Origin of the sequence: Pseudomonas reactans, assembly GCF_013385825.1 — a bacterium.
In the GTDB taxonomy this organism is placed as follows: Bacteria; Pseudomonadota; Gammaproteobacteria; order Pseudomonadales; family Pseudomonadaceae; genus Aquipseudomonas; species Aquipseudomonas reactans.
Map to the genome: position 1 here is coordinate 452,862 of NZ_JACAPG010000002.1, position 13,644 is coordinate 466,505.

Genomic DNA, 13,644 nt, shown 5'->3' on the forward strand with positions numbered 1-13,644 from the left:
GCAGCATCAGCTGCATGAACCAACTCGCCGAACTTGCCCGCCTTATCGAAAACCTCGTCCGCCTCGGTACCATTGCCGAGGTCGACGTCGCCAAGGTCCGCGTCCGTGTGAAATCCGGCAGCATCACCACCAACTGGCTGCCCTGGCTGGCACCGCGCGCAGGCACCTCTAAGGAATGGGACCCGCCCACCGTCGGCGAGCAAGTCGTCCTGCTGAGCCCATCCGGTGTGCTCGCACAGGGAGTCGCCTTGGTCGGCCTGTTCAGTGACGCCAACCCGGCCAACGGCGACCGCGAGGGCCTGCACCGCCGTACCTACCCAGACGGGGCTGTTGTCGAGTACGACTTCGTTGCGCATGTGCTCAATGCCACCCTGCCCGAAGGCGGCGTCACTCACCTGGTAAGCACCGGCGGCATCAATATCGAAGGCCCTATCACCCACAACGGTGACTACACGCAGACCGGCAACCAACACGTCACCGGCACCGTCAACGTCAGCGAGGACGTGATCGCCGCCGACATCAGCCTGCGCAACCACCGTACCAAGGGCGTTACCAGAGGCACCGCCGTTTCGGATGGGCCAACCCCATGATTGGCATGAGCGCCAAGACCGGGCGCACCCTCAGCGATCGCCAGCACCTCGCTCAATCCATCGCCGACATCGTCACCACGCCCCTCGGCAGCCGCGTCATGCGCAGGGAGTACGGCAGTCCGATGGCTGACCTCATGGATTGGCCGCTCAACAGCGCCACCCGACTGCAGGCCTATGCCGCCATCGCCATGGCCGTCATGCGATGGGAACCGCGCGTCCGCCTGAGCAGCGTGCAACTCACTCCCACCGACATCCCGGGCGGCGCCGTGCTGGACATTGAGGGCACCGTCACCGACACCAACGAAGCGCTCAGCCTGCGCGTACCGCTGAGCCTGGGGGCCTCCACATGACCACCACCTTTACCCCTATCGACCTCAGCCGACTGCCCGCACCCGTTGTGGTCGAGCAAATCGACTACGAAGCGATCCTCGCCGAGCGTAAGGCCTACGCCGTCAGCCTTTGGCCGGCCGACCAGCAGGCCGAGGTGGCCGCCACCCTCGCCCTGGAATCCGAGCCGCTCACCAAGCTGCTCCAGGAGAGCGCCTATCGCGAAACTCTGCTCCGCCAGCGCGTCAACGAGGCCGCCCTTGCCGTTCTGCTGCCCTTCGCCCAGGGCGCGGACCTGGAGCAGATCGGCGCCCGCTTCAACGTCGCACGCCTGGTAATCACCCCGGCCAATCCGACCGCAGTACCTCCGGTGGCGGCTGTGCTGGAGGACTACGAGAGCCTGCGCGAGCGCATCCAGATGGCCATGGAAGGCCTCAGCACCGCCGGCCCACGCAACGCCTATGTATTCCACGCTCGCAGCGCGGACGGCCGCGTCGCCGATGCCTCGGCAATCAGCCCGGCACCGGCTGAGGTCGTCGTCACTGTGCAGAGCGCCCTAGGCAACGGCACCGCGGCGGCCGATCTGCTCGCAGCGGTCGCCGCCTACCTCAGCGACGAGGACCGCCGCCCAGTGGCTGATCGCCTCACCGTGCAGAGTGCTCAGGTGCTGCCCTACACCGTTGAGGCCGTGCTTTACCTGAACAGCTCAGGACCCGAATCCGAGCCGGTCCGCGCCACAGCCGAGACCCGCCTAGCCGCCCTGGTCAACGCTCGCCGCCGCCTTGGCCAGGAGGTCAACCGCTCCGCCTTGGACGCTGCCCTGCACATCGAGGGCGTCAAGCGCGTTGAGTTGCCCGGCTGGGCTGACGTCGTCGCCAGCCTCACCCAAGCTCCTTATTGCACTGCCTACAACGTCACGGTGGCCGAGTAATGGTCGCGCTCCTGCTGCCGGGCAACGCCACCGAACTGGAGCGTCTCGCCGCCCAGGCCCTGGCGCAGATCGAACGTGTGCCCGTGCCGCTGCGCGACCTCTGGAACCCAGACGCCTGCCCAGTGGCGCTGCTGCCCTACCTGGCTTGGGCCTTCTCGGTCGACCGTTGGTCCCAGTCCTGGCCCGAGAGCGCCAAGCGCAACGCCATCAAGGCCTCCTACTTCATCCACTCCCGCAAGGGCACCATCGGCGCGCTGCGCCGCGTGGTCGAGCCGCTGGGCTATCTGATCGAGGTGTTGGAGTGGTGGCAGACCGTACCGGCAGGCGTGCCCGGCACGTTTGCCTTGAAGGTAGGCGTGCTGGACACCGGCATCACCGAAGAAATGTACCTGGAGCTAACGTGGCTGATCGATGACGCCAAGCCTCTCACCCGACACCTGACCGGCCTGGCTATCAGCCTGGAAAGCACCGGTTCCGTATTCATCGGCGCCTGCGTGTACGAAGGCGACGAGCTCAGCGTTTACCCACCGACACAGCGCGACATTGACGTCAGCGGCGCGTTTCACCTCGGTGGCCGCGAACATCATATCGACACGATGGACATCTACTCATGATCGACCAAAACAGCCAATTCTTCGCGATCCTCACCGCCGTCGGCGAAGCCAAGCAGGCCAACGCCGCCGCCCTTGGTACGTCCTGGACCTTCGCCCAGATGGGCGTGGGGGATGCCAACGGCACGGACCCAATCCCCAGCCGCACGCAGACCAAGCTGATCAACGAACGTCGCCGCGCCCCGCTCAACCAGGTGAAGGTGGACCCGACCAACGCCAGCGTCATCATCGCCGAGCAGATCATCCCGGAGAACGTTGGCGGTTGGTGGGTGCGTGAACTGGCGCTGTACGACGCGGACGGCGATATGGTTGCAGTTGCCAACTGTGCACCCACCTATAAGTCACTGCTGGCCCAGGGCTCCGGCCGGACGCAGGTGATTCGGATCAACCTGATCGTCAGCAGCACCAGCAACATCGAGCTGAAGATCGACCCGAGTGTGGTACTGGCGACGCGTGAATACGTGGACACCTCCGTCATTGAGGCGCTGGCAAGGCTGGACTTCAAGCATTCGGTGTTGGTGGCCACCACTGCAAACATCGCCCTGAGTGGAATCCAGACAGTCGACGGTGTGTTGTTGGTGGAAGGCGCCCGGGTGCTGGTGAAGGACCAAGCGCAGGCAAAGGACAACGGTATTTACGTTGTACCCGCTGGCGGTACCTGGAAGCGTGCCCAGGATGCAGATGCCAGCGTCGAGGTGACACCAGGGCTGTTCGTCAGCGTTGAGAAGGGCACGGCCAACGGCGACAGCGTTTGGCAGTTGGTCACGGATGCTCCGATTGTCCTGGGCACCACCCCATTGGCCTTTGAGATAATTGCAGGTCGTACCGGCGTGCTGGCCGGCACTTACCGCAGCTTGACCGTGGATAAATATGGCCGCGTGATTGCGGGCACAAATCCCGCCACTCTTGCAGCCTATGCAATCGATATCCCCACACAAGCCGAGGCCGAGGCGCAAGCCGACCAAGACAATACAAAACCGATGACGGTACTTCGTGTATTCCAGGCGGTTGCGAAAAAATTAGGTCTCATGGCACAGACGGGACTAGCTGATGCCACCGTAGGAAAGCTGATGCTTGTCGGCGCAGGTGGCTTGATGGGAGCCGTTGAGCCCTTCGGTGACCCGAATGCTATCCCGTGGCGGACCGGTCATTTTGGCGCGACTGCGGCTTCCGCAGCGAACGGACCGCCCGGTGCGACCCTCGGCGATATGGTTTTCCAGGAGGTCTATAACGCCAACTCCGCCGCGCAGCATTGGACCTGTTATTCGTCAGCTCACAAATACACCAGACGATGGAATGTAGGGGTTTGGTCGGCCTGGGATGAGGACCTGACGGTGGCAAGCATTGGCGCGGTGATGACGGCCACGCAGTCTGAAACTAACTCAGGGGTCAATGACACCAAATATATTACCCCGAAGAAATTCGCGGCTGGTGTCGCGGCTTTGATCATTCAGGCCACCGAAGCAATCAGGGGGATCGCCAAACTTGCAACAATGGCACAGGTTGATTCTGGATCGGGTGATGATGTCATTGTCACGCCGTACAAGATGCGGTTTGGTTTTTACCTAAGCCTTGCCCAAAATGGGGGCATTGTTTTCCCTAGATGGATGGGGGGAGTCGTTATTCAGTGGGGTTCTTCGGCAGTAGTCCCCCTTGATGATCGTCTTACAGTGAGCTTTCCGATTGAATTCCCCAATGCCTGCCTGGTAGCGCTCGCAAACTATAAAGGCGCCGCGACGGTATCCAATCATAGTCAGTCCTATGGCGTTGCGAACTTCACAAAAACTTCGTTTCAGATAGAGAACCAGTGGGTTTACAACGCAAATGCGCAAAATTTCGCAGGCGTCTGGCTAGCTGTCGGTTACTGATCATGGGTAATGGAGAGAATCATGCAGCGTTTTTATAGCCCATCAACTGGGTGCTCTTACTTGACCTCAATTCATGGCGATAACATGCCCAAGGATGTCTTGAGAATCACCGAGGATGTGTATCTGGCGGTGATTGGGAACCCCACGCCTGGCAAGATTCGTGCTCATGACGATAAAGGGCTTCCGTATTTGATTGATCCACCTGCGGTCGTCCCTGATCCAATCACACAGGAGCGTGAGTGGCGCGACGCCGAACTTTCGTCTGTTATGTGGCTGCGCGAGCGTCACCGTGATCAGAAAGAAAGTGGCGTCAATACAACGTTGTCAGATGAACAGTTCTCCGAGTTGTTGGTTTTCCTCCAGGCTCTGCGCGACTGGCCGCAAAAGTCTGAGTTTCCGGATAGCATCTATCGGCCCGTGCCGCCCTCATGGATCGCACAACGGGTTGACTAACAGCGATGAGGGTGACCACAACGCCAGTTGATCAACCTCAACCAGGGACAAGCCCCGCGAGTCGGGGCTGTTTCTTGCGCGTCCTGTACCGCGCCCCGCTACACCGCCAGCCGCTCGCCCCGCTTGCGCGCGCGCGTCACCCTCAAGGCTCACTGAAACGGCATCATGCCCACCAGGAGCTGCCTAATGGCTACCGACTACCATCACGGCGTTCGCGTCCTCGAAATCAACGGGGGCATACGCCCCATTCGCACTATCGCCACCGCCGTGGTGGGCATGGTCTGCACCGGCAGTGACGCCGACGCGACTACATTCCCGCTCAATACCCCGGTCCTGCTCACCGACGTGCTCACCGCTTCCGGCAAAGCCGGCGAGCTGGGCACCCTGGCTCGCAGCCTGGACGCCATTGCCGACCAGGCCAGCCCCGTTACCGTTGTCGTGCGTGTGGCTGACGGTGAAGGCGCCGATGCCGCCGCCAAGGAAGCGAACCAAACCACCAAGATCATCGGCGGCGTGACGGCCCAGGGTCAGTACACCGGCCTCAAGGCCCTACTGGCGGCCGAAGTGCAACTCGGCGTGCGCCCGCGCATCCTGGGCGTGCCTGGCCTGGACAACCTCGCCGTGACCACCGAGCTGGCGGCCATCGCCGAGAAGATGCGTGCTTTCTCATATGCCAGCGCCTGGGACTGCGAGAACGTCTCCGAGGCCATCGCCTACCGTGACGGATTCGGCTCCCGCGAGCTCATGCTCATCTGGCCCGACTTCGTCAACTGGGACACCGCCACCAGCTCCAACGCCCCAGCCTCGGCCGTCGCGCGCGCCCTGGGGCTTCGCGCCAAGATCGACGAGCAAGTCGGCTGGCACAAAACGCTGTCCAACGTGCCAGTTAATGGCGTGTCGGGCCTTTCCAAGGATATCTTCTGGGACCTGCAGAACCCCGCCACCGACGCCGGTCTGCTTAACGCCGCCGAGGTCACAACCCTGATCCGCCGCGAAGGTTTCCGCTTCTGGGGCAACCGAACCACCAGCGCCGACCCGTTGTTCGCCTTTGAGAACTACACCCGCACCGCCCAGGTGCTGGCCGACACCATGGCCGAGGCCCACTTCTGGGCTGTGGACAAGCCCATGCACGGGAGCCTGGTTAAAGACATCGTCGACGGCATGAACGCCAAGTTCCGCGAGCTGAAAACCGGTGGCTACATCATCGATGGGCAGTGCTGGTTCGATCCGGCCGCCAACGACGCCACCACTCTCAAGGCCGGCAAGCTGTTCCTGGACTACGACTACACCCCCGTCCCGCCGCTGGAAAATCTGCTGTTCCGCCAGCGCATCACCGACCGCTACCTCATGACCTTCGCCGAGAGCGTCAAGGCCTGATCCCATTCACCCGCGCGGCCCCGGCTGCGTTGTAGGAGCGCCACACCATGGCCCTAGCCAAGAAGCTCAAGCACTTCAACCTGTTCAACGACGGTAACGTCTACGGCGGCATCGCCAAGACCGTCACCCTGCCCAAGCTGGCCCGCAAGATGGAGGCCTATCGCGGCGGTGGTATGGACGGCCCGGTCAAGGTCGACCTCGGCTTCGGCGATGACGGCATCGTCCTCGCTTGGACCCTGGGCGGCTGGGACCTGCTCGCCCTGCGCCAGTTCGGCGCGGTTCGTGCCGACGGAATTGCTCTGCGCTTCTCCGGTTCGGTCCAGCGCGAAGACGACGGCCGCACTAGCTCCGTGGAAATCTCCGTGCGCGGCCGGCACGAAGAGATCGACTTCGGCGAGTCCACCCCAGGCGAAGACACAGAGCACCAGATCAGCACCACCTGCACCTACTACAAGCTCACCGTCGACAGCGAGGTCATCACCGAAATCGACCTTCTGAACTTCGTGTTCATGGTTGACGGCGAAGACCTGCTGGCCGCGCACCGCAAGAACATCGGCCTCTAATCCGCAAGCCGCCGGCGCCCATGCCGGCTTTCCCCCTGAACCAAGGAGCACCACCCCATGCAGACTCCAGAAGACAAGCACGACGACAGCGCCACCGCTGCAGCGGCTGCACCGGCCCTGACCAAGAACCCCAACGAGGAAGTCATCGACCTCGACACCCCGATCATCCGCGGCGAACAACAGATCAAGCAGGTCATCCTGCGCAAGCCAATGAGCGGCGAACTTCGCGGCGTGACTCTGTCTGACCTGGCACAGATGGACGTACTCGCCCTGCGCAAGGTACTGCCGCGCATCAGCACGCCCAGCCTCACCGACATCGAGGTCGGCCGAATGGATCCGGCGGACCTGTTCCAGTGCGGGCTGGCTGTCGCGAGTTTTTTGCTGCAGAAGTCGGCGAAGGAAGCTGTCCTCGTCGCGTAGAAGAAGCCATGGCCGACCTGGCCATGGTCTTTCACTGGGGGCCGGCGGACTTGGACCCGTTGCCCCTGTCGGAACTGATGGAATGGCGCGAGCGGGCCAGAAGCCGCTGGGAGAAAAGCGATGGCCAATGATCTGAGAATGGAGGTGATCCTCCAGGCTATCGACCGCGCCACCCGCCCCATCCGCGCAGTGATGCAAGGAAGCGTCGGCCTCGGTCGTGCACTCAAGGAGTCCCGCGACCAGCTCAAGCAGCTGCAAGCAACGCAGAACGATGTCAGCAGCTGGCAACGCCTGCGCGCGATCAGCGCCAACACCGGAACCGCGCTCCAGGGCGCGCGTGATCGAGTGAAGGAACTCGGCCGCCAGATGGCTGCCACCGGCGTGCCGACCAAACAGATGACGGCGGACATGCAGGACGCCATCCGCGCCGCCACCACCCTCAAGAAACAACACCAGGAGCAGCAGTCCGAGCTGCAGGGGCTACGAAGCAAGCTCAGCGCCGCCGGTATCAGCACTCGCAATCTTGTGCAGGGCGAGCGCGAATTGCGCGACCGCATCGCAAGTACCAATCAACAGATCAGCGAGCAGACCCAGCGCATGCAACGCCTGGCTGCCCAGTCAAAGCGGCTGGCAAATGCCCGTGCCAGGTACGATAAAACTCAACAACTTGCCGGCACCATGGCCGGCGCCGGCGCTGGTGCGGCGGCTGCCGGGGCGGCAATGGGCGTGCCCGTGCTAAGCATGGTCAAGGACTACATGAGCTTCGAGGACGCCATGGCAGGCGTCGCCAAGCAGGTATCAGGTGCGCGCGATGATAATGGCCAGCTCACAGCCACCTACTTCGAAATGGCCGATGCCATCAAGTCCATGGGCGAACGCATCCCCATGGCCACCACAGAAATCGCCGCCCTGGTGGAAGGTGCCGCACGCATGGGCGTCCAGGGCAAAGACAACCTGCTCAGCTTCGCCAAGGTCGCCGCCAACGCCGCCACTGCCTTCGAGCTGCCCGCCGACCAGATCGGCGAGAACCTGGCGCGCATTGCGGACTTGTACAAGGTGCCAATCAAGAACGTGGACCAGCTCGGTGACGCCATCAACTACCTGGACGACAACGCCAAGTCCAAAGGCGCCGACATCATCGACGTCCTGCAGCGCACGGCGGGCGTCGCCAGTTCGGTAGGTATGAGTTACAAGGACGCCGCCGCGCTGGGCTCCACCTTTCTGAGCTTGGGTGCCACCGCCGAAGTCGCTGGCACCGCAACCAACGCGATGATCCGCGAGCTCGCTATCGCCACCCAGCAGCCCAAACGCTTCCAGGAAGGCCTAAAAGCGGTGGGGCTTGAGGCTGAGGCGCTGCAGAACGGCATGGCAACCAATGCCACCGATACTCTGAAAAACGTGCTGGACGCTATCAACAAGCTGCCGAAAAACCAGCAGCTCAGCGTCGCCACTCAACTGTTCGGCAAGGAGTTCGGCGACGACGCATCCAAGCTCGCACAGAACATGGGCGAGTATCGCCGCCAGCTTGCTCTGGCAAACGACGAAGCGGGTAAAGGCTCCATGCAGCGCGAGGCGGACATACGCGCCGAGCTGCTCTCGGCCCGTCTAGATATGGCCAAGAACAGAGCGTTCAACCTCAGCGCTACCCTGGGCGAGACGTTGCGTCCGACCCTCATCGAGCTGATCGAGAGCTTCAATAGCGTGGCCAGCCGTGTTACCGCATGGGTCAAGGCCAACCCCGCGCTCGCCGGGCAAATCCTCAAGACAGTGGCCGGCATCGCAGCGCTGGCTGCAGGCTTCGGCGCCGTCACTCTGGCCATGGCCAGCTTCCTAGGCCCATTCGCCATGCTGCGCTACGGCCTCACACTCCTCGGCATCAAGAGCCTTACGGCTGTCACTGCCGTCAAGGGTATGGGCAGCGCTCTGCTGTGGGCCGGCAAGGCCGTACTCTGGCTCGGCCGTGCGTTGCTGATGAACCCCATCGGTCTAGCCGTGATGGCCATCGCCACTGCCGCCTACCTAATCTACAAATATTGGGACCCCATCAAGGCCTATTTCCTGGGCCTATGGGCAGAGGTGAAGGAAGGCTTCAACGGTGGATTCGCCGGCATCGCCGCGCTGATCCTCAACTTCTCCCCGCTGGGCCTGTTTTACCGCGCCTTCGCGGGCGTAATGAACTACTTCGGCGTCGAGATGCCCGGCAAGTTCAGCGAGTTCGGCACCATGCTCATGCAGGGCATGGTCCAGGGCATCACCAATGGCCTAGCCGCAGTGAAGGGCGCTATCACCGGCGCCGCAGACAACACCGTCACTTGGTTCAAAGAGAAGCTCGGCATCCACTCGCCGTCGCGCGTCTTCGCCAGCCTAGGCGGCTTCACCATGGCAGGCCTGGAGCAAGGCCTCGTCAAGGGCCAGCAGGGGCCGCTGGCTGCAGTCACCAACATGGGCAAGCAAATGGTTGCGGCCGGGGCCATCGGCTTCGGAGCTGCCGGCGGCACCATGGCCATGGACAACCGCCCACCGCTGTCGGCCAATTCAGGCAGTGGCATCGTTGTTCAGGGCGACACCATCGAAATCAACATCAGCGCTACCCCGGGCACCGACACTGACGGGCTGCGCAACATGCTCAACCAGTTGCTGGACGAACGCGAGCGTGCCAAAGCCGCCCGCATCCGCTCGCGCCTGGGTGACCAGGAGTAAACCACCATGATGATGACCCTCGGCATGTTCGTTTTCGGACTGCCAACGCTCGCCTACCAGGAGCTTCAGCGCACCACCGAGTGGCGCCACGCTTCCACCAGCCGCATCGGTACCAACCCGGCCAGCCAGTTCCTGGGCCGCGGCGAGGACACCATCACACTGCCCGGCACCCTGCTGCCCGGCCTGGTCGGCTCGCCCCTCAGCCTTGATGTGCTGCGCAAGATGGCCGACACCGGCAAGGCGTGGCCCCTGATCGGCGGCACCGGCCGCATCTACGGCACCTGGGTTATCACCTCGATCAGCGAGACGCAGCAGGTATTCTTCGAGGACGGCACACCGCGCCGCTACGAGTTCACCATCAGCCTCAAGCGCATCGACGACGGCCGCATCGACATGCTCGGCAGTCTCATCGGCTCGGTCGGCGGCATCCTGCGCGGTGCTCTCGGGGGGCTGCTGTGAGCCTGCTGAATCAAGCCGGCGAGCTCCTCGGCCAAGCCGCCCAGAAGTACCGCGAGCTCACAGCCTATCCGCGGCCGATCTGTAAGGTAGTGGTCAACGGAAACGACATCACCGCCATGCTGCTCGGCGGCCAGCAACCGCGCCTGATCAGCATCGAGCTCACCGACAACCGGGGACTGGAGGCCGATCAGCTCGACATCACCCTCAGCGACCACGACGGTCTGCTTGCCATCCCGCCTCGGGGCGCCACCGTGCGCCTCTGGCTGGGCTGGGATGACACCGGCCTGATCGACAAGGGCAGCTTCACCGTGGACGAAACCGAGCACAGCGGCGCACCGGACACGCTCAGCATCCGCGCCCGCAGCGCGGACCTACGCGGCGGCCTCAAGGCAAAGAAAGAACGCAGCTTCGACGCCACCACCCTGGGCACGGTCATCGGTGCCATCGCCACCGCCCAGGGCCTCACCCCCGTGGTCAGCGCCGTGCTCGCCGGCATCGAGCTGCTGCACTTGGACCAAGCCAACGAGTCAGACGCCAACCTGCTCAGCCGTCTCGGCCGAGAGCACGATGCCATCGCCACCGTGAAGGCCGACCGCCTGCTATTCCTGCCCACCGGCAAGGCCACTACCGCAAGCGGCCTATCGCTGCCCCACGTCACACTCACCCGGGCAGACGGCGATCAGCACCGCTTCCTGCAGGCCGACCGCGACTCCTATACCGGCGTGAAGGCCTATTACTACGAGGTGAACAGCGCGGAGAAGAAAGAGGCCATCGCCGGCGGCGGCGAGAACATCAAAGAATTGCGCCACAGCTTCACAGACCAGGCCAGCGCATTGCAGGCCGCCCGTGCAGAGTGGAACCGCCTGCAGCGCGGCACCGCCACACTCAGCTACACCCTGGCCAGGGGCCGCCCGGAGCTGATCCCGGATCAGACCTATAGCCTGACCGGCATCAAGGCGGAAATCGCCGCCATCATCTGGCTCGGCGGCAATCTGCGCCACAGCTTCACGCCCGACAGCCTCACCACCTCTATGGAGCTTGAGTCCCAACTACCAGACGGCGACGAACTGGGCGACTTAGCCGATGACGAAGGCGACTACACCGGCCTTGTAACCTGGTACCGCGACGAGAAGACCGGCCAGCAGCATAAGGTCACCGAGGGCGATCAAACCAAGCCCCGCCGCCTCACCCATCTCTACCAGAGCAAGGCATCAGCCAAGCGTGCCCTGGATCGAGAGTGGAAGCGGATGCAGGAAAAACAAAAGACCCCGTAAAGGGGCCTTCTTGTATCAACCGGAAATTGAGTCCTTCGCGATAAGCCCCTCTACCGCCCGGCGGATGAACCACTGCTCCTGCTCTTCTAACTGACGATAGAGTCTTATCAGCAGCCACTCTTGAGGGGTTATGCATTGCTCCCTCGGCAACGCTGAATTCAGTTCATCCGGACGGTCAACCGCGATCGATTCCAACAACATCTGCTTTCTCCTTCATTGGCATTACTCCGACGGTAATGCCAATTCCAAATATGCAAGCAGGGCTACTTTAGCCGTTGTTCACCAGGTCTCCACCAGCCGCTTTGATGGCTTCAAGCAGCCTGATCTGCCCCTTGTCCGTCATGTAAGCATCTTCGAACTTAGGAGCCCAGTTATCCAGCTGGATGGTGCCGGCCTGCTCGGGGCGCACCAGGTCCGCCGCCGACTGCACCTTTAGGAATTGGCCGGCAGCCTTCAGCGCCTGGGCGCGCGTGACAGTGATTGAAAGCGAAGGTTTGCTCAGCACCTTGGACGTCTGCTCGCGGATATTGACCTCTCGCGGCACAGCTACCGACGTCACTTTGTCAGCATCGGTATGGACCAATGTGCGATAAACACCGTACAGGGCTGCGCGCCGAATCTCGCGCGCATTGTTTTCAGGCAGGTCGCCCGGAACGATAGATGGTGCCAGCTGGATCTTTAGCGGCTCTGTAGATAGCAGCTTGAAAGTCCCGTTCTCTGCCGCATAGTCGCCTAGATCCTCGATCATCTCGCCGACCGTGGCGAAGTGAAGCGGCTTCAAGTCGGCGGCAGGAGCCTGGCCGACCGGCGCCAGAGTAATCACCAACGCAGCGGTTACGAGGGAGCGGCGCAAACGCGAAAGCCAGGCAGGTGTCTGGTAACCCTTGAAATCCATTTCTAGATCCTTCTTTGCTAGGTGGTTTTGCTGACTGCGGCTAGGCCCGCGGCCATGCGTGTAAGCGTGTCCTGGTCGGATTCGGTGAGCGTGCGGAAGGCCTCCAGGAGACTCGTTTCCATGGGACTCAGCGAGCCGGCAGCAGCCAGCAACCTGACACCTGTCACGACGAAAAGCACATCAACACCTTGAACCGCAATCGCGGAAAGGTAGTTGAGGTCTGGGGTACGTTCATTCTTCTCGTAGCTCCCCTGAGTGTTTCGATTTACGCCACCAATCTGCGCAAATTCTTCCTGCTTAAAGCCCAGCCGCGAGCGCTCTTCGCGCAGGCGCTCACCTGCACTCAATGGGGGTAAATCCGAGGATGCACAATTTTTCAAGCAAATTGCCTTTACAAGCCCAAACAGTTGGGCATAATGAAGCTCACATGAACACGATTGAACACATAGGAACACTATGCCCGCCCCCCTCACACCTGATCAAGTCCGCGAGCAGATGGACCGCCAAGGCGTGTCCATTGCCGACTTCAGCCGCAAACACCGTCTGAACAAGAATTTGGTCAGCGATCTGTTGAACGGTCGAAAGAAAGGCAAACGCGGTGAAGCCCACCGCGCTGCCGTACTGCTCGGCATCAAGGAGGGCACGGTCGCACAGTAGTGCGGCTGTCCCAGGGAGAAAACGAGAACATGAACCGCCCAATTCTTGATAGCCGCCGCAAGGCTGTGATGGCCGCGGTCGGCGCCTTCCCGGGAGGCCGCGAGTGCGCCGCCGCCCACCTGGGGCTGGACCTCAAGCAGTTTGATAATAAGCTGTACGAGAACACCGGCCACCGCCCACTGACCGACGAGCAGGTTCGCCAGCTGGAGCGGGTAGGCGGTACCAGCTTCCTCCCCGACTACGTGTCGGGCATCTACGGCGGCGTTTTCGTCCCCATGCCAGACGATACCCCCCTCGACAACCTGGACCTCTACCAGCGCTCCCTGGTCACCGACGTGGCCGAGGGCAAGGTCGACCAGATCATTGCCAAGGCTTTAGCCGATGGCCGCCTCGACGAGGCCGAGCTCGGCGACATTATCGCCGCCCACCGCGCGCACATTGCCGCACGGCACGCCGAGGTGGGAGCAGTAATCACGTTGCACCGGAAAAACCCGGGCAACCAGGAACAGAAGTAGGCGC

General features: G+C 62.4%; 18 protein-coding genes. 15 read left to right on the plus strand and 3 right to left on the minus strand.

The window, feature by feature from the left end; genetic code table 11:
* Window positions 1-14: 14 nt before the first annotated feature.
* The 13 genes from HX868_RS02080 to HX868_RS02140 all read left to right on the plus strand — a co-directional run bounded on the left by HX868_RS02080 (window position 15) and on the right by HX868_RS02140 (window position 11,573).
* Window positions 15-590: a phage baseplate assembly protein V gene (locus HX868_RS02080; RefSeq protein WP_177001878.1), complete on the plus strand. Its 576-nt coding sequence runs from the start codon at window positions 15-17 to the stop codon at window positions 588-590.
* The gene (locus HX868_RS02085; RefSeq protein ID WP_177001743.1) at window positions 587-940 is read left to right on the plus strand and encodes a GPW/gp25 family protein; all 354 of its coding nucleotides are present in this window, start codon (window positions 587-589) and stop codon (window positions 938-940) included. Before HX868_RS02080 ends, HX868_RS02085 begins: the two co-directional genes overlap by 4 nt.
* Window positions 937-1,848, plus strand: coding sequence for a baseplate J/gp47 family protein (locus HX868_RS02090; protein WP_177001744.1), 912 nt, complete (start codon window positions 937-939; stop codon window positions 1,846-1,848). Before HX868_RS02085 ends, HX868_RS02090 begins: the two co-directional genes overlap by 4 nt.
* On the plus strand, window positions 1,848-2,462 hold the full coding sequence (locus HX868_RS02095; protein WP_177001745.1) for a phage tail protein I: 615 nt from the start codon (window positions 1,848-1,850) through the stop codon (window positions 2,460-2,462). Before HX868_RS02090 ends, HX868_RS02095 begins: the two co-directional genes overlap by 1 nt.
* Window positions 2,459-4,327: a phage tail-collar fiber domain-containing protein gene (locus tag HX868_RS02100; RefSeq protein ID WP_177001746.1), complete on the plus strand. Its 1,869-nt coding sequence runs from the start codon at window positions 2,459-2,461 to the stop codon at window positions 4,325-4,327. Before HX868_RS02095 ends, HX868_RS02100 begins: the two co-directional genes overlap by 4 nt.
* A 21-nt stretch (window positions 4,328-4,348) precedes the next feature.
* A complete protein-coding gene (locus tag HX868_RS02105; protein ID WP_246355464.1) occupies window positions 4,349-4,780 on the plus strand; it encodes a phage tail assembly chaperone in 432 nt (143 codons plus the stop codon).
* Between the two features lie 186 nt (window positions 4,781-4,966).
* Window positions 4,967-6,157 carry a phage tail sheath protein gene (locus HX868_RS02110; RefSeq protein WP_177001747.1) on the plus strand — a complete coding sequence of 397 codons (1,191 nt, stop codon included), beginning with the start codon at window positions 4,967-4,969 and terminating at the stop codon, window positions 6,155-6,157.
* A gap of 47 nt (window positions 6,158-6,204) precedes the next feature.
* Window positions 6,205-6,720 carry a phage major tail tube protein gene (locus HX868_RS02115; protein WP_177001748.1) on the plus strand — a complete coding sequence of 172 codons (516 nt, stop codon included), beginning with the start codon at window positions 6,205-6,207 and terminating at the stop codon, window positions 6,718-6,720.
* A gap of 57 nt (window positions 6,721-6,777) precedes the next feature.
* The gene (locus HX868_RS02120) at window positions 6,778-7,140 is read left to right on the plus strand and encodes a phage tail assembly protein (protein WP_177001749.1); all 363 of its coding nucleotides are present in this window, start codon (window positions 6,778-6,780) and stop codon (window positions 7,138-7,140) included.
* A gap of 8 nt (window positions 7,141-7,148) precedes the next feature.
* Window positions 7,149-7,271, plus strand: a complete 123-nt coding sequence (locus HX868_RS02125; protein ID WP_010213954.1) for a GpE family phage tail protein — start codon at window positions 7,149-7,151, stop codon at window positions 7,269-7,271.
* On the plus strand, window positions 7,261-9,840 hold the full coding sequence (locus tag HX868_RS02130; RefSeq protein ID WP_177001750.1) for a phage tail tape measure protein: 2,580 nt from the start codon (window positions 7,261-7,263) through the stop codon (window positions 9,838-9,840). The genes HX868_RS02125 and HX868_RS02130 overlap by 11 nt, the downstream gene beginning before the upstream one ends.
* Before the next feature lie 6 nt (window positions 9,841-9,846).
* Window positions 9,847-10,299 (plus strand): phage tail protein, encoded by a 453-nt coding sequence (locus HX868_RS02135; protein ID WP_098480568.1) that lies wholly within the window; start codon window positions 9,847-9,849, stop codon window positions 10,297-10,299.
* The gene (locus HX868_RS02140) at window positions 10,296-11,573 is read left to right on the plus strand and encodes a contractile injection system protein, VgrG/Pvc8 family (RefSeq protein WP_177001751.1); all 1,278 of its coding nucleotides are present in this window, start codon (window positions 10,296-10,298) and stop codon (window positions 11,571-11,573) included. Before HX868_RS02135 ends, HX868_RS02140 begins: the two co-directional genes overlap by 4 nt.
* 15 nt (window positions 11,574-11,588) lie before the next feature.
* Here HX868_RS02140 and HX868_RS02145 read toward each other — a convergent pair whose 3' ends face one another.
* The 3 genes from HX868_RS02145 to HX868_RS02155 form a co-directional block, all read right to left on the minus strand.
* Window positions 11,589-11,774, minus strand: a complete 186-nt coding sequence (locus HX868_RS02145; protein ID WP_177001752.1) for a hypothetical protein — start codon at window positions 11,772-11,774, stop codon at window positions 11,589-11,591.
* A 67-nt stretch (window positions 11,775-11,841) separates the two neighbouring features.
* The gene (locus HX868_RS02150) at window positions 11,842-12,468 is read right to left on the minus strand and encodes a hypothetical protein (RefSeq protein ID WP_177001753.1); all 627 of its coding nucleotides are present in this window, start codon (window positions 12,466-12,468) and stop codon (window positions 11,842-11,844) included.
* A 17-nt stretch (window positions 12,469-12,485) separates the two neighbouring features.
* The gene (locus tag HX868_RS02155) at window positions 12,486-12,815 is read right to left on the minus strand and encodes a helix-turn-helix domain-containing protein (RefSeq protein WP_177001754.1); all 330 of its coding nucleotides are present in this window, start codon (window positions 12,813-12,815) and stop codon (window positions 12,486-12,488) included.
* Window positions 12,816-12,924: 109 nt separating this feature from the next.
* Here HX868_RS02155 and HX868_RS02160 point away from each other — a divergent pair, with 109 nt between their 5' ends.
* A complete protein-coding gene (locus HX868_RS02160) occupies window positions 12,925-13,125 on the plus strand; it encodes a DNA-binding protein (RefSeq protein ID WP_019817902.1) in 201 nt (66 codons plus the stop codon).
* A 29-nt stretch (window positions 13,126-13,154) separates the two neighbouring features.
* The gene (locus tag HX868_RS02165) at window positions 13,155-13,640 is read left to right on the plus strand and encodes a YmfL family putative regulatory protein (protein ID WP_177001755.1); all 486 of its coding nucleotides are present in this window, start codon (window positions 13,155-13,157) and stop codon (window positions 13,638-13,640) included.
* Window positions 13,641-13,644 lie beyond the last annotated feature (4 nt).